The sequence below is a fragment of the Cyanobium sp. Alchichica 3B3-8F6 genome, from assembly GCF_024346435.1.
In the GTDB taxonomy this organism is placed as follows: Bacteria; Cyanobacteriota; Cyanobacteriia; order PCC-6307; family Cyanobiaceae; genus Cyanobium_A.
Genome location: NZ_JAGQCZ010000003.1, coordinates 91,567 through 114,628, shown reverse-complemented (window position 1 = coordinate 114,628; position 23,062 = coordinate 91,567). Strand labels below are relative to the sequence as shown.

The 23,062-nt window shown below is 66.0% G+C and carries 15 protein-coding genes; 9 read left to right on the top strand and 6 right to left on the bottom strand.

Annotated features, from left to right (window positions below):
- Positions 1-62: 62 nt before the first annotated feature.
- Positions 63-1,106 carry an LCP family protein gene (locus KBY65_RS03840; RefSeq protein WP_255000583.1) on the top strand — a complete coding sequence of 348 codons (1,044 nt, stop codon included), beginning with the start codon at positions 63-65 and terminating at the stop codon, positions 1,104-1,106.
- On the opposite strand, the gene KBY65_RS03835 is transcribed toward KBY65_RS03840, so the two are convergent.
- The 5 genes from KBY65_RS03835 to recN form a co-directional block, all read right to left on the bottom strand.
- Positions 1,103-2,827: an HAD family hydrolase gene (locus KBY65_RS03835; RefSeq protein WP_315860028.1), complete on the bottom strand. Its 1,725-nt coding sequence runs from the start codon at positions 2,825-2,827 to the stop codon at positions 1,103-1,105. The two genes, KBY65_RS03840 and KBY65_RS03835, sit on opposite strands and share 4 nt — an antisense overlap.
- Positions 2,828-2,836: 9 nt before the next feature.
- Positions 2,837-3,241 (bottom strand): glycosyltransferase, encoded by a 405-nt coding sequence (locus KBY65_RS13920; protein WP_315860027.1) that lies wholly within the window; start codon positions 3,239-3,241, stop codon positions 2,837-2,839.
- Positions 3,242-3,365: 124 nt separating this feature from the next.
- Positions 3,366-6,365, bottom strand: coding sequence for an excinuclease ABC subunit UvrA (uvrA, locus tag KBY65_RS03830; RefSeq protein ID WP_255000582.1), 3,000 nt, complete (start codon positions 6,363-6,365; stop codon positions 3,366-3,368).
- Positions 6,366-6,404: 39 nt separating this feature from the next.
- Complete coding sequence (locus KBY65_RS03825) at positions 6,405-7,373, bottom strand: oxidoreductase (protein WP_255000581.1); 969 nt, start codon at positions 7,371-7,373, stop codon at positions 6,405-6,407.
- Positions 7,374-7,403: 30 nt separating this feature from the next.
- Positions 7,404-9,092: a DNA repair protein RecN gene (gene recN, locus KBY65_RS03820; RefSeq protein ID WP_255000580.1), complete on the bottom strand. Its 1,689-nt coding sequence runs from the start codon at positions 9,090-9,092 to the stop codon at positions 7,404-7,406.
- A gap of 120 nt (positions 9,093-9,212) precedes the next feature.
- On the opposite strand from recN, the gene KBY65_RS03815 reads away from it, so the two are divergent.
- The 8 genes from KBY65_RS03815 (at position 9,213) to purF (ending at position 20,528) form a co-directional block, all read left to right on the top strand.
- Entirely contained in the window at positions 9,213-11,093 is a 1,881-nt protein-coding gene (locus tag KBY65_RS03815; protein WP_255000579.1) for an ABC1 kinase family protein, read from the top strand.
- Positions 11,094-11,124: 31 nt separating this feature from the next.
- The gene (locus KBY65_RS03810) at positions 11,125-11,742 is read left to right on the top strand and encodes an alpha/beta hydrolase (protein WP_255000578.1); all 618 of its coding nucleotides are present in this window, start codon (positions 11,125-11,127) and stop codon (positions 11,740-11,742) included.
- An 86-nt stretch (positions 11,743-11,828) separates the two neighbouring features.
- Positions 11,829-12,887: a threonine synthase gene (thrC, locus tag KBY65_RS03805; protein WP_255000577.1), complete on the top strand. Its 1,059-nt coding sequence runs from the start codon at positions 11,829-11,831 to the stop codon at positions 12,885-12,887.
- A gap of 400 nt (positions 12,888-13,287) precedes the next feature.
- Positions 13,288-14,433: a DNA polymerase III subunit beta gene (gene dnaN / locus KBY65_RS03800; RefSeq protein ID WP_254988268.1), complete on the top strand. Its 1,146-nt coding sequence runs from the start codon at positions 13,288-13,290 to the stop codon at positions 14,431-14,433.
- Positions 14,434-14,438: 5 nt separating this feature from the next.
- Positions 14,439-15,230 carry an RNA methyltransferase gene (locus KBY65_RS03795; protein WP_255000638.1) on the top strand — a complete coding sequence of 264 codons (792 nt, stop codon included), beginning with the start codon at positions 14,439-14,441 and terminating at the stop codon, positions 15,228-15,230.
- 149 nt (positions 15,231-15,379) lie between these two features.
- Positions 15,380-16,492 (top strand): hypothetical protein, encoded by a 1,113-nt coding sequence (locus KBY65_RS03790; RefSeq protein WP_255000576.1) that lies wholly within the window; start codon positions 15,380-15,382, stop codon positions 16,490-16,492.
- A gap of 65 nt (positions 16,493-16,557) precedes the next feature.
- Positions 16,558-18,942 carry a phosphoribosylformylglycinamidine synthase subunit PurL gene (gene purL, locus KBY65_RS03785; protein ID WP_255000575.1) on the top strand — a complete coding sequence of 795 codons (2,385 nt, stop codon included), beginning with the start codon at positions 16,558-16,560 and terminating at the stop codon, positions 18,940-18,942.
- A gap of 71 nt (positions 18,943-19,013) precedes the next feature.
- Entirely contained in the window at positions 19,014-20,528 is a 1,515-nt protein-coding gene (purF, locus tag KBY65_RS03780) for an amidophosphoribosyltransferase (RefSeq protein ID WP_255000574.1), read from the top strand.
- On the opposite strand, the gene KBY65_RS03775 is transcribed toward purF, so the two are convergent.
- Entirely contained in the window at positions 20,525-23,020 is a 2,496-nt protein-coding gene (locus KBY65_RS03775) for a DNA topoisomerase (ATP-hydrolyzing) subunit A (RefSeq protein ID WP_255000573.1), read from the bottom strand. The two genes, purF and KBY65_RS03775, sit on opposite strands and share 4 nt — an antisense overlap.
- Positions 23,021-23,062 lie beyond the last annotated feature (42 nt).

Sequence of the window (23,062 nt, the reverse complement as noted above, 5' to 3'; positions counted from 1 at the left end):
CGACGCTGACCCCCTGGTGCGGCAGGGATCCGGCCCTTAAGGTGCGCCCAGCAAGAGCCGTCATGAGTCAGGCCCAACCCCGCCCGCGTCGCAACCGACGCGACAGCAGCCGCGGGGCTGTGGTCACCGACCTGCGCAACCTGCGCGAAAAGCGCCAAACTGCCCGCGAAAAGCGCGAAACAGCCCGCGAGCAACGCCAGCCTGGGCGCCAGCAACGCCAAACGACCACGGGTCAGATTTCTCCGTCGGCCCGGCGGCGCCGGCCACCGCTGCTGCCCTTTGCCCTGGGGATCGCTCTGGGCTACGGCCTGGCCGGGCCCCTGCCCCAACTGGTCTCGGGAGCAATGGCAGCGCTGCTGCAAGGGCCCCAGCAGCTCACCAGCCTGATCAATCCCTTCAGCCTGGGCGCGCGGCGCATCGTGGTGATCGGCACCGACAAGGTTGGCGAGAACACCGATGTGATGTTCACCGTGGAGCTCAAAGACGGGCTCACCCAGCTCACCCAGGTGCCACGGGACACCTTCGTGGAATCAGCCGACTACGGCGTGCTCAAGGCCAATGCTCTGTTTGCCTTCGGCGGCATCGGGGCCCTGAAGCAAGAGCTCACGACCCTGATCGGTGCCCCGGTCGACCGCTACATGCGCGTCAACCTGCGGGCCGTCGAGCACCTGGCCGACGCCCTCGGCGGCGTCGAGGTGGATGTGCCCAAGCGGATGTACTACGTCGACAACGCCCAAAACCTCTACATCGACCTCTACCCCGGGCGGCAGGTGCTGAAGGGCGAGCTGCTGGAAGGCTTCCTGCGCTTCCGCAACGATGAAATGGGCGACCTGGGCCGGATGGAGCGGCAGAAACTGGTGCTCGCCGAGGTGTTCCGCAAGCTGGCCCAACCGGCCACGCTGGCCCAACTGCCGCAGCTGCTGAAGATCGCCGGCGACGATGTCAAAACCGATCTCTCCCCGGTGGAGATGGGCCAGCTGCTCACGGCCATGGCCGGCACCAAGTTGAGCACCCGTCAGCTGCCGGGCCGGCTGTTCTGGCACAACGACCTGAGCTACTGGATGCCAGACGGCAACAGCCACTACGCGGGCGTCGACAGCCCCTAACGCCGCAGGAAGCGGTGGTGATCGAGACCCTCCAGCAAACCCCAGGCCTGGGGGGTGGAGGCGAAGAACACACGCCGGTGGTTGCGCAGGCTTTCCAGGGCCGGATCGTGATCATCCGGCACCACCCCGCAGGGCAGGCCCCGCAGCAACTCCCCATCCCCCTGCTGGCTGGCCTGCACCAGGATCGCGGTGAGGGGCAGCTGCCAGCGCAGGGCGATGTAACGCAGAGCCTCGGTTTTCGAGGCGGTGGGCGGCAGCACGTCGAGGTACCAATGCTGGAACAGGTGGGGACGGGCCGGCAGATGGTGCTGCTGCAAGGTTTGGCGCACCACCGGCAGGATGCCCTGGTCGAGTTCCTGCAACAGAAAACTCACCTTGAAGGGTCCCTGCTGGGCGGGGTCCTGCAGCCGTAGCCGCGGTTCGAGAGCCGCCATCGCCGTCACGACGGCGCCCCGACTCCAACGGCGGCCGATGTGGCGCTGCCAGTGATGGTCGGGCACAGGGCCCTGGGGCGAACGGGTGTGAATTTCGGTACCGGCCTGGGTGATCCACAAACAGGGCTCAGGGAGATGCAACTCCGCGAAACGCTGCCGGGCCGCCCGGATCGCGCGGCCGCTGGTGACACCAATGCCCAGCTGGGGCTCGGCCTGCAGGCGACGGCGCAACTCCGCCAGGCTGCCAGCATCGGGATGGGCCAGGCTGGCGTCCAGATCCAGCACCAGCAGGCGCTCGGGGCACACCGACAGCCCCGTTTCTCCCTGTTGAAACCAACGGCTGGGCCGCAGGCTGGCGGCCTGATGGGCAGCAGCCGTCGCGGCCCCGAGATAGTGGTTCACATGGGCATCCCAGCTGAACGAGCGGCTGACGGCCTCCACTCCGTTGTCACGCCAACGGCGCCAGCGCTCCGGGCAGGCCAGGCTGTCCTCCAGGGCCTGCTGCAAGGCATCCAGATCGGACACGTCCACCAACAAGCCGTTCTGGCAGCGGGCCAGGATGTCCTTGGGGCCACCGTCATCGGTGGCAACGATCGGCACGCCGCAGGCCGCGGCCTCCAGCAGGGTGAGGCCGAAGGGTTCGGTGAGGGCCGGATTAACGAACACGCCGCCCAAGCGTGAGGCCCAGCGGTAGATGGCCGGAATCTGGTGACGCTCGTGCTGCTTCGGGTAGGCCACCTGGCCGTAGAGATCGAAGCGATCCACCAGTTCAAACACCTGTTGGAACACCTCCCGCTGCTGCTTCTCGAGCTGGCGGGGGTCGTTGCGACAACCGAGCAACAGCACGAGGTTGTGCTGCCGGCGCAGCCGCTCAGAGCGACCAAACACCTCCACCAGGGCCGGAATGTTCTTGCGGTGGTCAGCGCGACAGATGGCGAGCACCGGCGGCTTGGCCGGATCGCGCAGAAACGGCTCAATCAGCGTTTCCACGGCGGGTTTCAGAAGACCCGCCTGGGGCGGAAAGAACTGGCGCATGTCCACGCCAGGCGGAATCACGGCGGCCTGCTTCGCACAGAAACGGCCGTAGCGGGCGTACTGCACCTCCAATTCCTGGCGGGTGCTGGTCACCACCAGATTGCTGTGGGCCAGGGCCAGCTCCTCGGCATCGATCCGCCGGGCCATGGCGTAATGCTCCTCGATCTGGCGGGGATCGAGGCCGGCATCAATCAACCGCCGCCGCTTCTCCCGGCCCAGGGAATGGCCCGTGAACACCAAGGGAATGCCCAAGCGGCGCCGCTACAGCGCCCCCACATAACCGGCATCGGCGTAGTGGGCATGGATCCAATCAGGCAATTGATCCTGCGTCCGCAGGCTTTCGGCCAGGGCATCGGCCAGTTCATCGAGATGGGGCCAGAGCAGCTCCTTACGCAGGTAGCGGCGTGGACCGAAGCTCAGACGCCGAATGGCGGCGTGGGGGCCGAGCGACTCCCAGGCCTTGGCGTAATCCGCCGAGACGCGACGATCCTGGATCAGCCGCGTCACCACCTCCAGCCGCTCCACCTCCGGCCGCAGCGCCAGGCTGCGGGCCAGCTCCAGCACGTAGGTGGTCTGGCCGCCGGTGTCCGCATCCCGGCCCAATTCGAGGTCGTGGCCTCGAAGCAAACCATGCAAATGCAGATGCAGAACGTAGAGACCAGCCATGCCAGATCAGGTCCGCGGAATCACTCTGGTGCGGAAGCAAGTACACCTATCGATAGCCGCGCCAGGGCGATCTGTCTGAATCAGATCGGTCAACAGGGGGCAGAAACAGCTGCCAGGACAAGGATCAATCCACCACCACCTCAGGAGGATGCTGCTTGAGCACCTGCTTGAGATACCGCCCTGTGTGGCTGGTGGAATGCTCAGCCACCTCCTCTGGGGTGCCCGTCACGACGATCTCTCCTCCCTTGTCTCCCCCTTCTGGGCCGAGATCCACAATCCAGTCGGCACAGCGGATCACATCGAGGTTGTGCTCGATCACCAGGATTGAGTTGCCCTTGTCCACCAGCCGCTGCATCACGTCCATCAGCTTGTGCACGTCGTAGAAGCTGAGGCCTGTGGTGGGTTCGTCAATCAGGTAGAGCGTTTTGCCGGTGGCACGCCTGGAGAGCTCGGTGGCCAGCTTCACCCGCTGGGCTTCACCACCGGAGAGGGTGGGGGCGGGCTGACCCAGCTTCACGTAACCCAGGCCCACATCCACCAACGTACGCAGCCGATCCGCAGCCTGGGGAATCGCCGAGAACACATCAGCAGCCTGCTCCACCGTCATCTCGAGCACCTCAGCGATGGTGAAGCCCTTGTAGGTCACCTGCAGGGTCTCGCGGTTGTAGCGGGCGCCCTTGCATACATCGCACTGCACATACACATCCGGCAGGAAGTTCATTTCAATCACGTTCACACCCTGGCCAGCGCAGGCCTCACAGCGGCCGCCCTTGACGTTGAAACTGAACTGACCCACCTGGTAGCCGCGGGCCTTGGCCTCCACCGTGGCGGCAAACACCTGGCGGATCGGATCGAAGGCGCCGGTGTAGGTGGCGGGGTTGGAGCGGGGCGTGCGCCCGATCGGGGATTGGTCGATCACGATCACCTTGTCGATCGCCTTGATGCCGCGCAGCTCACCCAGACCCGACGGAAAGGGCACCTTCAGGCCCAGCTGGTGCTCCAGGGCCGGGTGCAGCAGCTCATTCACCAAGGTGCTCTTGCCGCTGCCACTCACACCGGTGACGCACACCAGCCGGCCCAGCGGGATCTCCACATCGAAGCCGGAGAGGTTGTTGCGGGCGCAGTCCACCAGGGTGATCCGGCGACTACCGCTGACGCGGCGCTCCGCCGGGGTGGGAATCGCCCGGCGACCACTCAGGTAGGCCCCGGTGAGGGAGTCCTCGGCGGCCAGCAGGTTGTCGAAGCTGCCCTCAGCCACGATGTGGCCCCCATGCACCCCCGCCCCCGGACCGATGTCCACAATGTGATCAGCAGCTCTGATCGTGTCTTCGTCGTGCTCCACCACGATCAGGGTGTTGCCCAGATCCCGCAGTTTCAGCAGGGTGTTGAGCAGCCGGTCGTTGTCGCGCTGGTGCAGACCGATGCTCGGCTCATCGAGCACGTAGAGCACACCCGTTAATCCCGCACCGATCTGGGTGGCCAGCCGGATGCGCTGGGCTTCACCACCGCTGAGGGTCATCGCCGGGCGATCCAGGCTCAGGTAATCGAGCCCCACATCCAGCAGAAACTTCAACCGCAGGCGGATCTCGCGCAACACCAGATCGCCGATCTGGATCTGACGGGGCGTCAGCAAGGGCTCGGCCCCCGCGCTGGCGCCCACGCCCATCAGCGCCTCAATGCGGCTGAGGGTGTCACCCACACTTACGGCCGTGAGTTCGTGAATCGCATAGGGGCCCACCCGCACCGCCAGAGCTTCCGGCCGCAATCGCAGGCCATGGCAGGTGGCGCACGGCACCAACTCCAGGAATTTCTCCAGCTTCTGGCGGATCGACTCGCCGCTGGCGTCGCGCAGCTGGCGCTCGAGGATCGGCAGGATCCCCTCAAAAGGGCGCTCGAAGCCGGCGCTCTTGCGGTAGCGACTATCAGCCTGAATCAGGATCGGCTCACGGCTGCCGTTGAGCAGCACATCGCGCTGCTCGTCGCTGAGCTGGTTCCAGGGCGTCTTGATCTCGAAGTTGAACGCCTCACCGACGGAATAGAGCAGCGAGAAGTAATAAGAGTTGTCCTTGTCGGCCCAGGGGGCGATCGCCGCGTACACCGGCAGGTTCGGATCGGGCACAACCCGTTCGGCAGTGAACTTGCGCAGGTGGCCAATGCCGTGGCAGTCGGCGCAGGCGCCGTAGGGGCTGTTGAACGAAAACAGCCGCGGCGAGAGCTCCTCCATCACGGCTCCGTGCACCGGGCAGGCGAAGTTCTCCGAGTAGAGACGCTCCTGCTCCACCTCTTCGGGCAGCTCCTCACCGGCCTTCGGCACCACCTCCACCAGGGCCAGGCCATCGCCGCGCTTGAGGGCGGTTCGCAAAGAATCAGTCAGCCGTTCCTGCACCCCCTCGCGGGCCACCAACCGGTCCACCACCACCTCAATGTTGTGGGCGTGGTTCTTGTCGAGCTCGATGTTGTCGGCCAGCTCGCGCACTTCACCGTTGATGCGCACCCGGGCGAAGCCCTCCGCCACCAGGCCCCCCAGCAGCCTCACGTGGGTGCCCTTCTTGCCACGCACCACCGGTGCCAGCAGCTGGTAGCGGGTGCCCTCCGGCAGGGCCAGGATCTGATCCACCATCTCGTCGATGGTCTGGGGCCGGATCGAGCGGTCGCACTGAGGACAGTGGGGTTCGCCGGCGCGGCCGAACAGCAGGCGCAGATAGTCCTGGATCTCCGTCACCGTGCCGACGGTGGAGCGGGGGTTGTGGCTGGTGGATTTCTGGTCGATCGAGATGGCCGGCGACAGCCCCTCAATCGCATCCACATCGGGCTTGTCCACCTGCCCCAGAAACTGGCGCGCGTAGGCCGACAGGCTCTCGACGTAGCGGCGCTGGCCCTCGGCGAAGATCGTGTCGAAGGCCAGGGAGCTCTTGCCGCTGCCGCTCACGCCGGTGAACACCACCAGGCGGTTGCGGGGGATCGTCAGATCGACGTTCTTGAGGTTGTGCTGGCGGGCACCCCGCACCCGGATCACATCCTCCAACGTGCCACCGCTCAGCACCCGGCTGGGATCGAGGGCCTTCTCATGAATCGTCTGGGCGAGGGTTCTGCTGGGTCCAGCAGAGCTCTTGGCGCGGGGCATCCAGACGGCTCGGGAACAGCCAATTGTACGGACGCCGGCTCAGGCCTCAGGGGCGAAGGCTGGGCAGGCTCGGCGGCAGAGCTCCTCGCTCACCTGCCAGAGGCGCTCTCCCTGGGCCAGATCGAGGGCCGCCGGGGCCGGCCGCACCGCCGCCGGCCAACCGCGCATGCCGCCGAACTGGTTGGGACCGTAGTGACCAGCAGGCTCGACTTCCGCTGCGGTGGCGGCAAACAACTGGGGCAGGGCCCCCTGGGCGGCACTCTGGAACAGGGGATCGAGCAACCGATAGATCGTGCCCTCAAAGCGGGCGCCGCTGGCGGCGATCGAGGCGGGCTGCAGGTTGGTGCGGGCCAGGCCTGGATGGGCTGCCGCCGAAAGCAGCCCGGGGAAACGCCGCTGAAGTTCGTGGGCCAACACCACATTGGCCAGCTTGCTCTGGCCATAGGCAGCCCAGCGGTCGTAGCGCCGCTCACCCTGGAGATCGTCGAAATCCAGCCGGCCGAAATACTGCGCCCCTGAGGTCACCTGCACCACCCGCGCCCCGGAGCTGGCCTCGAGCAAGGGCAGCAGCAACCGGGTGAGGGCGAAGTGGCCCAGGTGATTGACGCCGAACTGCAGCTCGAAACCCTGACGGGTGAGCTGGCGGGGCGGGGCCATCACCCCGGCGTTGTTGAGCAGCAGATCGAGGCGGCCATGGCGCTCGGCCACCGTGGCGGCAGCCCGCACCACGCTGTCGAGGTCGGCCAGGTCGAGCTCCAGCAGCTCTATCGCGCCCGTGCCGCTACCAGCGGAGCCGGCGCCAGCCAGCAGCTCCAGACGGGCAGCCTCAGCCCGCTCCAGGCTGCGGCAGGCCAGCAGCACCGTGGCCCCCCGAGCCAGCAGGGCACGAGCACTCTCCAGGCCCAGGCCGCTGTTGGCGCCGGTGATCAGGGCCAGCCGACCGCTCTGGTCCGGAATGGCGGCCCCACTCCAGCGGGCCGGAACGGCAACAGCCTGAGATGGCGCCATCGAGCTCATGCAGCAAACGCTGGGGCGGTTCTAGCGACCGTGCTGGTCCAACAGGCTCGCGGCATAGCTGCGGGCTTCGCCGGAATCGCCGCCGGCCAGTTCCGCCAGCTCGGCCTGGCGGGCCTGAGTGTCCCGCAGGTGGGACACCCGCGTGTGGGTGATCCCCTCCAGCACCTGCTTCGACACCCGGAAGTGGTGGTCGGCCGCCGCGGCCACCAGCGGCTGGTGGGTAACGCAGAACACCTGGCGCTGCCGGGCCAAACGCTGCAGCAACTCAGCCATGGCACCGCTCACCCGACCGCTGACACCGGTGTCGATCTCATCGAACAGCAGGGTGACGTGGGAATCGGCGGCGGCCAGGCAGGTTTTCAGGGCCAGCAGAAAGCGCGACATCTCACCGCCGGAGGCCACCTCCGCCAGCGGCGCCAGCGGCACGCCGGGGTTGGCGGAAAACTGAAACTGCACCACATCAGCGCCCTCCTCCCCCGGCTGCCCGGGCGTGATCGCCACCGCAAACCGCACGTTGGCCAGGCCCATGGGGCGCAGCGCCTCCATCAGCTGTTCTTCCAGCTGCCGGGCCGCCGCCTCCCGGGCAGCCGTGAGCCGCCCATTGGCCTGGTCGCGGGCCTGGCGGGCCGTGTGCTCCGCCAACTCCAGGGCCTCGAGGGAGGCCTCAGCGCCGCCGGGGGCCAGCTGCTCCCGCAGGCGATCGCGCAGGGCGATCAGCTGTCCCAACTCCTGACCATGGCGCCGCTCCAGACCCTTGAGCTGGGCGATGCGCTCCTGCAGGGCCTCGAGGCTTTCGGGATCACTTTCAAGAGCGGCGCCATAGCGCTCCAGGTCGCGCACCAGATCCTGAAGCGCCGCCAACCCATCGGTGCAGCCGCTGCGCAGGGCGCCGACGTCGCCATCGAGGGCTTCCATCTGAGCCAGTTCCTGCTCGCAGGCGGCCAGGTGATCCAGCACCGACGGCGCCTGATCGGCCCCCTCCAGCAACCGGCCCAGCAGCACCATCACACCCTCCTGCAGCCGCACCCCGTGAGCAAGGCGGTTTTCCTCGGCCTGCAACCGCTGCCGCTCCAGGGGATCCTCCAGCTGGGCCGCCTCCAGATCGGCGAGCAGCTGCTCCTGCTGGGCGCGCTGCGCCTGCACCTGGTCCCAATCGGCCCGCGCTTGCTCCAACGTCGCCGCCGCCTGTTTCCATTGGCGCCAGGCCGCCGCCACCGGATCCAGCAGGGCCTGAATGCTGTCACCGGCAAAGCGGTCCAGCCAGCGCCGCTGCTGACCCGGCCGGGCGAGCTGCTGGGTCTGGCCCTGCACGGTGAGATCGAGCAGCAGGGGGCGCAGCTCCTGGATCTGGGCGCGGCTCACCACGACCCCGTTGAGGCGGTTGCGGCTGCTGAGGCGTTCGTCGCTGAGGCGCCACTCCCGGCTGAGCAGCAGCTCCTCCTCGTCAGCGTCCAGCTCCTGCTGCCGCATCCAGGCCTGCAGAGGCGGCGTCAGCGTGAAGCTGGCCTCGATCACGCCCCGCTCCGCCCCCCGGCGCAGCAAACGGGCACCGGCACTGCCCTGGGCTCCACCCAGCAGGGCATCGAGGGCATCGAGCAGGATCGACTTGCCAGCACCGGTCTCGCCGGTGAGCACGGTAAAACCCTCGCGGAAGCTGAGCTCGAGCCGCTCGATCAGGGCGATGTTGCTGAGGCGCAGTCCAGTCAGCACAGGCGCGGGAGGCGGCAGTCAGCGGCCACCGGGTGTTGAAGCCGACCGTAGCGGCTGTGTCTTTCGTTTAGAAGAGGGGGACGACCTTCAGATGGCCCCCCTGGCGGCCTGGCCCCCAGCATGGCGAGCGCCTCTCCTGAAACCTCCGCCGAACTCAGCGACTTTCTGGAGGTCGCCGGCCTACTGGAGTACGACCCAGCCACCATCACCCGCATCTATGCGGGCCACCCGCAACGGCTGATCCGGCGGCTCTGGGAAACCCTCGTGCCGATCGGTCTTTATCTGTTGGGGGTTGGTTTCGACTGGTTCACAGGTCGGCTCAAGAGCCCCGGCCGGGCCCGCGACCGCGCCAAGGAAGCCGCCGATCTGGTGGCCTCCCTGGGCCCCGCCTTCATCAAGGCCGGCCAGGCCCTCTCGACCCGGCCCGACATCGTGCCGCCGCTGCTGCTGGAGGAACTTGCCCAGCTGCAGGACCAACTGCCCGGCTTCGACTCGGCGCTGGCCATGGCCTGCATCGAGGAGGACCTGGGCGCCCCGGTGCTCGACGTCTACGAGCAGCTCGACGCCGAACCGATCTCCGCTGCTTCCCTCGGCCAGGTGCACAAGGGGGTGCTCAAGGGCGGCCAACCGGTGGCCGTGAAGGTGCAGCGCCCCGGCCTGCGCGAGCAGATCACGCTCGACCTCTACATCGTGCGCAACATCGCCGCCTGGCTCAACCAGAACATCGGTCTGATCCGCAGCGATCTGGTGGCCCTGATCGATGAGCTGGGCAAGCGGGTGTTCGAGGAGATGGACTACTTCAACGAAGCCGCCAACGCCGAACGCTTCGCCGAACTGCATGCCCACAACCCCCGCATCGCTGTTCCCCGCATCTACCACCAGGCCACCAGCCGCCGGGTGCTGACCATGGAGTGGATCGAGGGGGTGAAACTCACCAACCTCGAAGCCGTGCGCGGCATCGGCGTCGACCCCGACGACATGGTGAGCGTGGGGGTGAACTGCAGCCTGCAGCAACTGCTGGAGCACGGCTTCTTTCACGCCGACCCCCACCCCGGCAACCTGCTGGCCCTGTCGGATGGCCGCCTGGCCTATCTGGATTTCGGGATGATGAGCGAGGTGAGCCGCGAGTCGCGCACCGGCCTGATCCAGGCGGTGGTGCACCTGGTCAACCGCAGCTTCAGCAAGCTCAGCAAGGATTTTGTGAGCCTGGGCTTCCTGGCCGAGGACGTGAACCTTGAGCCGATCGTGCCCGCCTTTGAAACGGTGTTTGGCCAGGCGATCGAGCAGGGCGTCAGCCGCATGGACTTCAAGGCCGTCACCGACGACCTCAGCGGCGTGATGTATCGCTTCCCATTCCAGGTGCCGCCTTACTACGCCCTGATCATCCGCTCGCTGGTGACGCTCGAAGGCATCGCCCTCAGCGTGGATCCTGAGTTCAAGATCCTCGGCGCCGCCTATCCCTATTTCGCTCGGCGACTGATGGAGGATCCCGATCCCAGCCTGCGCCAAAGCCTCAAGGAGATGCTCTTCGACGGCGACATCTTCCGCTGGCAACGGCTCGACAACCTGATCACCAGCGCGTCCCAGGGTGCCCAGCTGGATCTGGACGGGCTGCTCGATCAAGTGCTCAGCTTCCTGTTCTCTCCCAACGGCGGCCTGCTGCGCCAGCAGCTGGTGGACGCAATGGTGGCCCGCATGGATGCGGTGGCCTGGCAGACCACACTGCGGCTGGGAAAACGCCTGCCGGAACGCCTCCAACCACCGGGCCTGCGGCGCCACCGGCTCAGCGAGGCCAACGAACCGCTGCTCGATCTCGAGCCGGTGCGGCAGTTGATGGGCATCCTTCAAGCGCTGCCGGGCTTTGAGCCCCAAATGGTGCTGCGGCGTTTGCCCCGACTACTTGGGGAACCGCAACTGCGCCAGATGGGGGTTCAACTGGCCCGCGGATTGGCGGAACGGGGGGTGGTGCGGCTGGTGCGCGATGTGCTCGTTCCGGCCTGACTACAGAAACAACCGCCGTAGGCTGGGTCGCATGCAAAGCGCCTTCCGCCACTCAAATCCAGGCCGCAAGCGTCAGGGCCTGGCCGCGATTGCCCTGGGCTTCAGCCTGATGGGTTTGCTGCCCTCAGCAACACTGGCTCCGGTGGCCGCGGCGGAAAACCTGGTGTTTGTCAGTGGTGCCTTCCGGCGCTCCATCGCCGTGGCTGAGCTGGAGCACCTGGCCCAAACCGGCGAGGCCCAAGGGCTGCTGGTCGACGTCTTGCGCCTCAGCAAACAAAATCCCAAGGACGTTGCCAAGCTGCTGAACCAGTCGATCAGCCTGCCGGTCACCCTGGTGAGCCGACTGCTGAACACCCGGATCGGTGAAGCGATCCTGGAGCGTCTGGCCCAAATTGTGTACCCGCTCAAGGCATCCAAGGTTGGTGTGCCCGCCCTGCGCTCAGCGATGGTGATGGGAGTGGTGGCTGGCAACGGTTCGATCTCGCCGCTCACCTTTTTCCAGGCCTATCCGGCCCAAGAGATGGAGGTGAGCATCCCCGCCCTGATGAACCTGCTGAGCAAGGCCAATTCCATCGCCGACCTGGTGCGCTTCTTCTCCGAATCACCGCTCGACGGCTTGCGGGGCGATGCCTCTGGAGCCGCGCCGTAGATTCACCCCAGCCACTGCTCTAACCCGTGCCCTTGCTCCGTTCCCTGAGGCGTTTGAGCAAGGGACCCTTCGGACCCCGTCCGACGATGCAGGATTGGCCCGGTTTGATCGAGGCCTACCGGCGCTGGCTACCGGTGTCCGGCAAGACGCCAGTGATCAGCCTGCATGAAGGGGCCACGCCGCTGATCCCAGCCCCGGTGATCGCCGAACGGATCGGTAGGGGCGTCAAGGTGTTTCTCAAATACGACGGCCTCAACCCCACCGGATCCTTCAAGGATCGGGGCATGACCATGGCCATTTCCAAAGCCAAGGAGGCGAGCTCGGAAGCGGTGATCTGCGCCAGCACCGGCAACACCTCAGCCGCCGCCGCCGCCTATGCCCGCCGGGGTGGGATGCGCGCCTTCGTGCTGATTCCCGATGGCTACGTGGCCCAAGGAAAACTGGCCCAGGCCCTGCTCTACGGCGCCGAGGTGATTGCCATCCAGGGCAACTTCGATCGGGCCCTGGCAATCGTGCAGGACGTGGCCAACCAGTACCCGATCACCCTGGTGAATTCGGTGAACCCCTACCGGTTGCAGGGCCAGAAAACGGCCGCCTTCGAAGTGGTGGATGCCCTGGGGGAGGCCCCGGATTGGCTCTGCATTCCCGTCGGCAACGCCGGCAACATCAGCGCCTACTGGATGGGGTTTAACGAATACCGAAACGCCGGGCACTGCCGCAACCTGCCGCGAATGATGGGGTTCCAGGCAGCAGGATCGGCACCCCTGGTGCTCGGCCACACGGTGGATCAACCGGACACCATTGCCACGGCGATTCGGATCGGCAACCCGGTGAACCGCGACAAGGCGCTGAATGTGAGGAGCGAGAGCGGCGGCGGTTTCATGGCCGTCACCGACGCCGAAATCATCGAGGCTTACAAGCTGCTGGGCGGCGGTGAAGGGGTGTTCTGCGAACCCGCCAGCGCCGCTTCGGTGGCGGGCTTGCTCAAGCGGAAAGACGAGGTGCCTGCGGGAGCCACGGTGGTGTGTGTGCTCACCGGCAATGGTCTGAAGGACCCGACCACGGCCATCGAGCACAACGACGCCCGTTTCCACACCGGCCTGGAGGCTGATACGGCCAAGGTGGCTGCCGTGATGGGCTTCTAACTCGGCCGCTTCGGGGCTAACCAATTGGCAAAGCGTCTGAGGGAAAGCGTGGGAAAAACTCCTTTCTGCCGGGGAGAAGCGCATGCCCAAGAACAGCGATGGAGCACCCTCTTTTTCCACAACACTGGGAAAAGGTGGAAAAACCGATCTTTCCCGCAGGTCCGGTTCAACAAGCCCCAGCCCTCGAAGCCGCACATCCCTCTTGCCTCCAGTGTTTTCTGGGTTTTCCCCGTTTCCCCCCAGCCCCTACGACGACGGTTTCATTCTTTCTGATGGAATCCATTAATCCCATGATCGAAAAGGCTGTTGAAGCCGGTTCACCGACGTTGCGGAATCAGCCGGCCTGTGGAAGCGTGGGGGCTCCCCGTTTCCAGCCGTCAGGCTTCTCGACACCCACACCATGAAGCTGGTCTGTTCCCAGTCCGAACTCAGCACCAGCCTTCAGCTGGTGAGCCGGGCCGTGGCCAGCCGGCCCACCCATCCGGTGCTGGCCAACGTGCTGCTCACCGCCGATGCGGGCACCGGTCGGCTCAGCCTGACCGGCTTTGACCTCAGCCTCGGCATTCAGACCAGCCTGCCCGCCAGCGTTGAAACCAGTGGTGCCATCACCCTGCCGGCTCGGTTGTTTGGTGAAATCGTGTCGCGGCTCTCGAGCGACAGCCCCATCACCCTGCACTGTCCGGAAGGTTCCGAACAGGTGGAGCTGACCAGCTTGTCGGGCAGCTACCAGATGCGGGGTATGCCGGCGGAGGATTTCCCCGACTTGCCCCTGGTGCAGAGCGGCACGCCGATCCGGCTGGAGGCGGATGCCCTGGTCAAGGGTCTGCGCGCCACATTGTTTGCCAGCAGTGGCGATGAGGCCAAGCAGCTCCTCACCGGAGTGCACCTGCGACTCGACCCCAGTGGCCTCGAGTGTGCAGCCACCGACGGCCATCGCCTGGCCGTGCTCTGCCTGCCCCATGCCAGCGCCGCCGTCGAGGGGGATGGCGGCGATCCCTTTGCCGTTACCGTTCCCGCCCGCTCTCTGCGGGAGCTGGAGCGCCTGCTCTCCGGTCGCCAGTCCGCCGAGCCGCTGAGCCTGTTCTACGACCGTGGCCAGGTGGTGTTCCTGTGGGCTGATCAGGTGCTCACCAGCCGCAGCCTTGATGGCACCTACCCCAACTACCGCCAGCTGATCCCCGACAGCTTCAGCCGCACCATCGCCCTCGATCGCCGCGCCCTGGTGTCTGGCCTGGAACGGGTGGCGGTGCTGGCTGATCAGCACAACAACGTGGTGAAGCTCAGTGCCGAACCGGCCACGGGTCAGTTGCTGATCCAGGCCGATGCTCAGGATGTGGGCAGTGGCTCGGAAGGCCTGGCAGCGTCGATCACGGGGGACGCCATCCAGATCGCCTTCAACGTGCGTTATCTGCTCGATGGGCTCAAGGCCATGGCCTGTGATCAGGTGCTGCTGCAGTGCAATGCACCCACCACTCCGGCAATCCTGACGCCGGCGGAGGGAGATCAGTTCACCTATCTGGTGATGCCCGTTCAGATTCGTAGTTGACCGTGGTGGCTCTTCCGGAGCAGTTGCTGCTGAGCGAGCTGCTGCGTCGGCGGGTTCGTTGTGATCAGGGCCTCGACCACGGCGCCGGCTTTCAGGTGTGGATGCATCCACCGGTGCATCGGGTGCTGGGTTGGGTGTCCAAGCCTTCGGCCTTTGGTTCCCGCCGGCTGGTGTGGCGGCTCAACCAACTGCGCGGACTCACCGACCTGGAGGTGCTGGTGCAGGGAGAGCCTGCTGAAACCGAGCAGGACGTGGTGGAGCGGCTCCCCAACCTGATTGAGGCGGTGGTGCTCGATCGCCGTCAGCAGCCCATCGGCAGCCTGGCCGATGCCGCCATCGAGCTGCGCACGGGCCGCATCCGTCATTACTTGGTGAGCCGCAGCGATCCCCGCTTGCCCGGCAGCAGCCGCTGGCGCCTGAGCCTGGATCGCTTGGTCGATCAACAGCCTGGTCAGGTGTTTACGGCCCTGGAAAGCCTCGACGACCTTCCCCTGGCCCGGGCCAGTGTGCGCCAGGAGTTCTTGCGTCGCTCCCGCCGCTGGCGCGATCAGATGCAGGAGGCCGGCAGCCGCGTTGAAGAGCGGCTGGAGGGGTGGTTGGAGGAGCCGCCTTGGAATGAGCCGCTGGACGACTCCAGCCAGGCCGATGCTTGGGAGGAGGAGGAGGAGGCTTTTTTACGCGACAGCTCGGACCAGCGCCTTGAGTCTGAAATTTGGGACGGCTGGTCGGACCCCGATGCTCCAGCGGATCGCGGCTGGCCAACCGAGCTTGAGGATTCGAGGGACCCTTGGGTGTGAATCTGCAGGTTGGATAGGGTGATGGTCTAGGCCACGTTCTGTTTTGGCGTTCTGGGGAAGACCTGATGTGTTACCGATGCCTAGTTGCTGGTTTCGACACGATTTCCCTATCCAAAACCCATTGGACTTCCGATCAACTCAACTTTCGGTTGATCCCTCCCCAGCAGCTTATCTCACCAGACTTCCAGCGTTTCACCAGCCAGCAGGTGGTACGCGATGGCGTGATGGATGTTTATTTGCATCGGCCATCTGGACGAACTGAGATCAATGGAGGCGGTTTTGATCGTCAAACGATCCAGACTCTGCACTTAGATGACGATCTTTATGGTTTTTTGCTAAATGCCCTGGTTGAGTTAGATGCTTTAATTGATCTAGATTTTCGGTTGGTGAATAACCCGGATTTTGCCGATCTTTCTTTTTATCTTGATAGTGAAATTAATCTTGGTGACTCTGACGGGCTGACATTAGGTATTGCTCTCACTAACAATGTAGATGGCCGTGGTTTTTGGGAGGTAATGCTCAATACACCAGCGTTTGGTCGGGATGCTAATTATTTGCGTTATGCCGCTCTGCACGAAATCGGACATGCGCTCGGATTGGAGCATCCTTTTGATGATAGTGATGGAGATTTTTTTCTAAGTCGTGATCCTTGGTTGAGTGCTTTTCCGGAAGACACGGTGATGGCTTATCGCTCTCCTCAAGGTGGTGTTTGGCCTACCGCTTTCAGTGCTAATGATCTGGCTGCGCTGCGTTTGATCTGGGGCGTTGAATTCGAGGTTTCAAAAGTTCCCTTGGGGCAGCGGTTGATCGGTACTGACAGCGATGACATTCTCATCGGTGGGCCCGGGCCAGATCTTTTGCGTGGTGAGTTCGGCAATGACCAGTTGATTGGTGGTGGCGGTGGCGATGAGTTGTGGGGTGGTTCTGGTAGCAACCTCTTCCGCAGTTCCGCAGATGGTGTGGAAGATTGGATATTCATCAGCCGCGACGGTTCCCGCAAGATTTCTCAGGCGGCCGCCAGCGTTGACGTGATCCGAGAACTGGGTTCCGAGGATCGGATTGGCATCCTTGGGGCGCGTACCAAGCAGTTGCGGTTTAAGCCTGTGAATTTGGAGAGTGCGAGCTGGGGGCCTGTGGATGGCATTGGAATTTTTGCCATGAACAGGCTGGAGGCCATCTACACAGGCGGGGACCTCACCCGTACGGAGTTGCGCGGGGTGACCGTGGGACTCGCCGCAAACTTCACGGGTGATCTGGCTTGAGCACCGTCCGGTTCGGGGCTTGGGTCACCGTTCGGTGAAACTGGGTTCAACTTGCCCTGGTGTCTGTGGCCGCTGCTGCTGACTCGTCCTCCACTGCCTTTGCAGCTCCCAACTATGCGGTTGCTGAGGCCCTGAAAAAGGAAAACCTGAGCCAGGCCGACTACGACGAGATCTGCCGCCGCCTTGGCCGTGCCCCCAACCGGGCCGAGCTGGGCATGTTTGGGGTGATGTGGTCGGAGCACTGTTGCTACCGCAATTCGCGGCCGCTCCTGCAGGGCTTCCCCACCAGCGGGCCGCGCATCCTGGTGGGGCCCGGCGAGAACGCCGGCGTGGTGGATCTGGGTGAGGGCCAGCGCCTGGCCTTCAAGATCGAGAGCCACAACCACCCCTCGGCGGTGGAGCCGTTCCAGGGCGCGGCCACGGGCGTGGGCGGCATCCTGCGCGACATCTTCACCATGGGTGCCCGGCCGATCGCCCTGCTCAACGCCCTGCGCTTCGGCCCGCTGGAAGACGAGCGCAACGTGGGCCTGATGGAGGGGGTGGTGGCTGGCATCGCCCACTACGGCAACTGCGTGGGCGTGCCCACCGTGGGCGGCGAGGTGGCGTTCGATGCCAGCTACTCCGGCAATCCGCTGGTGAATGCCATGGCCCTGGGGCTGATGGAAACCGAGGAGATCGTCTGCTCCGGCGCCGAGGGCGTGGGCTTTCCGGTGGTGTACGTGGGCAGCACCACCGGCCGCGATGGCATGGGCGGCGCCAGCTTTGCCAGCGCCGAGCTCACCGAGGCCTCCCTTGACGACCGCCCTGCTGTGCAGGTGGGCGACCCCTTCCTGGAGAAGGGCCTGATCGAGGCTTGCCTGGAGGCCTTCCAGAGCGGCGATGTGGTGGCCGCCCAGGACATGGGCGCCGCCGGTCTCACCTGCAGCTGCTCGGAGATGGCCGCCAAGGGGGGCCTGGGCATCGAGCTGGATCTCGACCGGGTGCCCGCCCGCGAGGCCGGCATGACGGCCTACGAGTTTTTGCTGAGCGAATCCCAGGAGCGGATGCTGTTTGTGGTGAAGCCCGGCCGGGAGCAGGCGCTGATGGGGCGTTTCACCCGCTGGGGGTTGCAGGCCGCCGTGGTGGGCCGGGTGCTGGAAGACAACGTGGTGCGGGTGCTCCAGAACGGTGCGGTGGCCGCCGAGGTGCCCGCCAGCGCCCTGGCCGACGACACGCCGATCAACCACCATGAGCTGATCAGCGAACCTCCCGCCGAGATCCAGGCCCACTGGCGCTGGAGCGAGGCTGAGCTGCCCGCCGCCAGTGCCGCGGGCATTAACGGCCTCAGTTGGAACGACGCCCTGCTGCAGCTGCTCGACGATCCCACCATCGCCTCCAAGCGCTGGGTGTACCGCCAGTACGACCACCAGGTGCAGGCCAACACCGTGGTGCCCCCCGGCGGCGCCGATGCGGCCGTGGTGCGGTTGCGCCCCCAGCAGGGCGAGGGCGCCATGGCGGCGGCCACGCGTGGGGTGGCGGCGGTGGTGGACTGTCCCAACCGCTGGGTGGCCCTCGACCCCGAGCGCGGCGGCATGGCGGCGGTGGCCGAGGCGGCCCGCAACCTCAGCTGTGTGGGCGCCGAGCCCTTGGCGATCACCGACAACCTCAACTTCCCCTCTCCCGAAACCCCCACCGGCTATTGGCAGTTGGCAATGGCCTGCCGCGGCCTCTCGGCTGCCTGCAGCGCCCTGGAGACACCAGTCACCGGCGGCAATGTGTCCCTCTACAACGAGACCCGCCTGCCCAATGGCACCATGCAGCCCATCCACCCCACGCCGGTGGTGGGCATGGTGGGCCTGGTGCACGATCTCGCCCAGGTGCGCGGCCAGGCCTGGCGTGCGGCCGGCGACGCCATTTGGCTGCTGGGGGTGCCGCTGGAAACAGGCGAGGCTCCAGCCGATCTCCGCCTGGGCCTGGCCGGCAGCAGCTATCTGGAGCGGCTGCATGGAGCCGTCACGGGGCGCCCGCCCGAGATCGATCTGGCACTGGAGCGCTCGGTGCAGGGCTTCCTGCGTCAGGCGATCGCCCAGGGCTTGGTGGCTTCCGCCCACGACCTCAGCGACGGCGGCCTGGCGGTGGCCGCGGCTGAGTGCTGCATGGCCACCGCCGAGCTCCTCGGTGCTGAGTTGGAGCTGCCCGCCAGCAGCGCCCGCACCGATCGGCTGCTGTTTGCCGAGGGCGGCGCCCGCATCCTCGTGAGTGTGCCGCCTGATCAGGCCGAGGCCTGGCAGCAGGCCGTGGCTGCTGCAGGGGTGCCCGCCGAGCGGATTGGTGTGGTGACAGCTGCGGCCAATCTGGTGATCAGCCAGGGCGGTAGCGCGGTGGTCCACCAGAGTCTTCAGGCTTTGCAAACCTGCTACGAGCAGGCCATCCCGCGGCGCATGGGCGTTGATCTGCCCCCCACGGCTTGAGTGGGGCGTGGATCGGGCGCTCTCATGCAGAATGAATCTGCACCACGATCGTTGATGGGCCTGTGCTGGTGATGCATTCGGAGCCCAACGATCAGGCAGCAGAGCACGATCTGGACCAGCGCCCCGACAAGCCCGAAGAGGCCTGCGGCGTCTACGCCGTGTTGGCACCAGGGCAGCCGGTGGCCAACCTCACCTATTTCGGGCTCTACGCCCTTCAGCATCGCGGCCAGGAATCAGCCGGCATTGCCGTGTTTGATGCCAACCGCAAGGTGCGGCTGCACAAGGACATGGGCCTGGTCAGTCAAGTGTTTGACCAGGCCGTGCTGGAGCGCCTCACCGGCGATCTGGCCATTGGTCACAACCGTTATTCCACCACCGGCAGCAGCAAGGTTTGCAATGCCCAGCCGGTGGTGCTCAACACCCGGATCGGGCCGTTTGCCCTGGCGCACAACGGCAACCTGGTGAATGCCGGCGAGCTGCGGCACGACCTCGCCGCCATCGCCAGCGAGCTCACCTCCACCACCGATTCCGAGCTGATTGCCTTTGCCGTCCAACAGGCGGTGAACCGTGGCCTCGATTGGGACCGCGCGATCCGGCAGGCGGCGGAGTGCTGCCGCGGCGCCTTCAGTCTGGTGATCGGCACCCCGGAGGGGCTGTTTGCCCTGCGCGATGGCCACGGCATCCGGCCCCTGGTGTTTGGCCATATCGGTGGACCCAGCGAGGCCCAGTGGGTGGTGAGCAGCGAGTCGTGCGGACTCGACATCATCGGCGCCGCCTTCGATGGCGACGTGGAGCCTGGGGAGATCATCCACTTCCGCCAGGGGGATCCCAACCCCAGCTGCAGCCGGTGGTGTGAGCAGCCCGCGAAGCTGTGTGTGTTCGAGATGATCTATTTCGCCCGGCCAGACAGCCGCTTTTTTGGCGAGTCGCTTTACAGCTACCGGGTGCGGATCGGCGAGGCCCTGGCCCGCGAAACGCCGGTGGACGCCGACATCGTCATCGGCGTACCCGATTCCGGCATCCCGGCGGCGATCGGCTACTCCCAGTTCAGCGGCATCCCCTTTGGCGATGGCCTGATCAAAAACCGCTATGTCGGCCGCACCTTCATCCAGCCCACCCAGGCGATGCGGGAGGCGGGAATTCGCGTGAAACTCAACCCCCTGCCCGATGTGCTGGCGGGCAAGCGTGTGGTGGTGATCGATGACTCGATCGTGCGGGGCACCACCAGCCGCAAGTTGGTGCAGGCCCTGCGGGATGCCGGCGCCACGGAGGTGCACATGCGGATCAGTTCACCGCCGGTCACCCACCCATGTTTCTACGGGATCGACACCGACACCCAGGATCAACTGATTGCGGCTCGACTCACCCTGGCTGAAATCACAGCCCATCTGGGGGTGGATTCCCTGGCCTACCTGAGCAAGCAGGGCATGGTGGACGCGGCTCTGGCCAATTCCGCGAACTTCTGCACCGCTTGTTTTGACGGCGCCTATCCGATTGAGATGCCCGAGCAGGTGCGCTCCAGCAAGCTGATGCTCGAGCCGGCCGGCATTGCGGCAGCTGTTTTGCGAGAGCACCCAGTTTCTTAACGGATTAAGGGCACCAGCTGCTGCAGCACCTGGCCTGGCGGCAGGGCGATTGAGATCCCGATGCCGCTGCAGTCTTCGGCCTGCAGCTGGCTTAGGTCGAGCCTTGCGCTCCAGCCCTTTTCGGTCAGCAGGCTCAGCACCGCGGCGTCGGCTGGCTGCAGGTCGATCACGCGATCTCCCCGTTGTTGCAGTCGCAAGCCGATCTGACCCATTTCGCCGCGCTGGCAAAGCCGCAGGTTGGACACCTCTAGCCGCTTCACCTGCCCCCCCTCAGTTGCCAGCAGCACCGAGGCGCTGGCAGTGCTGGCTGCAACGCAGGCGGCACCCACCACGGCTTCCCCAGGCAGCAGCCGCATCAGCATGGGGCCCTGGGCGGCGCGGCCCATCAGCGGTAATTCGGTTTCGTTGAAGCTGAGGCGCAGCATCCGGCCGGTGCTGCTCGCCACCACCAGCGTGTCGCCCTCGTGGCCACTCACCACTCGCCGCAGGCTGACGCCCTCCTTGAGCTTCAGCACCGTGGCCGCCCGCCCCGACAACTCCTGAAAGTCTTCGACGGGCAGCCGTTTGAAGCGGCCGTCGCTGCTCAGCAGGCCCAGGCTGCCCTGGGCGGGCAGGGGCAGCACCTGCACCACCGGCTCTCCCTCGAGGCTGTCGGGAAGGAAGCGCTCCAGCTTGCCCGGCTGTTGCCCGGCTAATTCCCAGCGCAGCAGGGCGACTCGCCCGCTTCCCGTGAAGGCCAGCAGCAGCGGTTGTTCGGCAATTGGCAGGATTAGGCGGGCTGGGGAGGGGTGCTCCCCCAGCGCGATGGCCTCATCGAGGTGCAGCCGTCCCAGCATCTGGGAGCTGAGGATCTTCACCGCCCCATCCGCCTGGATCAGCAGCCGGCTTTCCGGGGCCAGGGCTGCAAAGGCCTGCTGGCGCTGGAGTTCGGCGTTGGGACGGATCGCCGCCGCCCGCTGGGCCACCAGCGCATCGCCTCCCTCCACCAAGCGGGTGCGCCGGGGTGTGGCAAAGCGCTTGCGCAGCGCCTTCAACTCCGACACCAGCGTGTCGAGCAGCACCGTGCGGTCGTCGAGCAGGTGACGCAGCCGGCCCCGCTCCTCGATCAGCTCGGACGCTTCTTTGCGCAAACTCTCCTGCTCCAGGCCTGTCAAGCGCCGCAGGGGCATGGCCAGCACCGCATCGGCCTGGCGCTCGCTCAGGTTGAGTTGCACCTGCAGGGCAGCCCGGGCGCTGGCCGCATCGCTGGCGGCGGTGATCAGGGCGATCACGTGCTGAAGCGCATCGAGGGCCTTGATCAGGCCTTCCACCACCTCGAGCCGGTCTTCGCAGCGCTTGAGGGCGTGGCGCGTGCGCCGGATCAGGGTGAGTTCCCGGTATTCCAGGAATTCCTGCAGCAGCCGCCGCAGGCTCAGCTGAACCGGCTGACCGTTGACCAGGGCCAGCAGGATGGCGCCGAAGTTGCTCTGCAGGGCCGTGCGCCGCTGCAGATCGGCCAGCACGGTTTCCGGGTTGGCATCGCGGCGCAGCTCCACCACCACCCGCATGCCTTCGCGATCGCTTTCGTCGCGGATGTCGGCGATGCCGCCGATCTTGCCGTCGTTCACCTGCTCGGCCAGCTTCTCGATCCAGCCCGCCTTGCTCAGCTGGTAGGGGAGCTCGGTGATCACCACGGCGCCGCGCTTGTGACGGCCTTTGCCGGGTTGCACCTCCTCGATGTGGGCTACACCCCGCATCGGGATGCTGCCGCGGCCCGTGAGGTAGGTGTCTCGCACGCCCTGGCCCACCAGCACTTCGCCACCGGTGGGGAAATCGGGGCCGGGCACCAGTTGCAGGAGTTTGCCGTCGGAGAGATCTGGCTTGCGCACCAGGGCGATCAGGGCATCCACCACTTCGCCAAGGTTGTGGGGCGGGATGTTGGTGGCCATGCCCACGGCGATGCCGGTGCAGCCGTTGAGGATCAGAAACGGCAGCTGGGCTGGCAGCACCGTGGGCTCCTGCTGGGAGCCATCGAAGTTGGCGGCGAAATCAACGGTGTCGGCCCCGATCTCATCGAGCAGGCCCTCGTTGGCGATGGGCGCCAGCCGCGTTTCGGTGTATCGCATGGCCGCCGGCGGATCGTCGTCGACGGAGCCGAAGTTGCCGTGGCCATCGAGCAGTGGGTGGCGGCTGGCGAAGGTCTGCACCTGACGCACCAGCGCGTCGTAGACCGCCTGGTCGCCGTGGGGGTGGTATTTGCCAAGCACGTCGCCCACCACACGGGCGCATTTGCGGTAGGGCCGATCCGGGGTGAGGCCCAGTTCGTGCATCGCGAAGAGGATGCGGCGCTGCACGGGCTTGAGGCCGTCGCGTACATCCGGCAGGGCCCGCCCCACGATCACGCTCATCGCGTATTCGAGGTACGAGCGCTGCATCTCCTGGTGCAGCGCAATCGGTTGAATGCGCGGGTCGTTGCCCGGTCCGCTCCGCTCCCCTGGGCGCTCCTCGGCCATCCGGTGTCGTGGTCTGGGGTCGGAAGGTGGGGCTCAGCCTAC

What these genes read in the sequence shown, in the direction of transcription:
- KBY65_RS03825 (WP_255000581.1), bottom strand. Translation starts at nt 7,373, where the DNA reads ATGGCGCCATCTCAGGCTGTTGCCGTTCCGGCCCGCTGGAGTGGGGCC.
- KBY65_RS03840 (WP_255000583.1), top strand. Translation starts at nt 63, where the DNA reads ATGAGTCAGGCCCAACCCCGCCCGCGTCGCAACCGACGCGACAGCAGC.
- KBY65_RS03775 (WP_255000573.1), bottom strand. Translation starts at nt 23,020, where the DNA reads ATGGCCGAGGAGCGCCCAGGGGAGCGGAGCGGACCGGGCAACGACCCG.
- purF (WP_255000574.1), top strand. Translation starts at nt 19,014, where the DNA reads ATGCATTCGGAGCCCAACGATCAGGCAGCAGAGCACGATCTGGACCAG.
- KBY65_RS03815 (WP_255000579.1), top strand. Translation starts at nt 9,213, where the DNA reads ATGGCGAGCGCCTCTCCTGAAACCTCCGCCGAACTCAGCGACTTTCTG.
- dnaN (WP_254988268.1), top strand. Translation starts at nt 13,288, where the DNA reads ATGAAGCTGGTCTGTTCCCAGTCCGAACTCAGCACCAGCCTTCAGCTG.
- thrC (WP_255000577.1), top strand. Translation starts at nt 11,829, where the DNA reads ATGCAGGATTGGCCCGGTTTGATCGAGGCCTACCGGCGCTGGCTACCG.
- KBY65_RS13920 (WP_315860027.1), bottom strand. Translation starts at nt 3,241, where the DNA reads ATGGCTGGTCTCTACGTTCTGCATCTGCATTTGCATGGTTTGCTTCGA.
- KBY65_RS03810 (WP_255000578.1), top strand. Translation starts at nt 11,125, where the DNA reads ATGCAAAGCGCCTTCCGCCACTCAAATCCAGGCCGCAAGCGTCAGGGC.
- uvrA (WP_255000582.1), bottom strand. Translation starts at nt 6,365, where the DNA reads ATGCCCCGCGCCAAGAGCTCTGCTGGACCCAGCAGAACCCTCGCCCAG.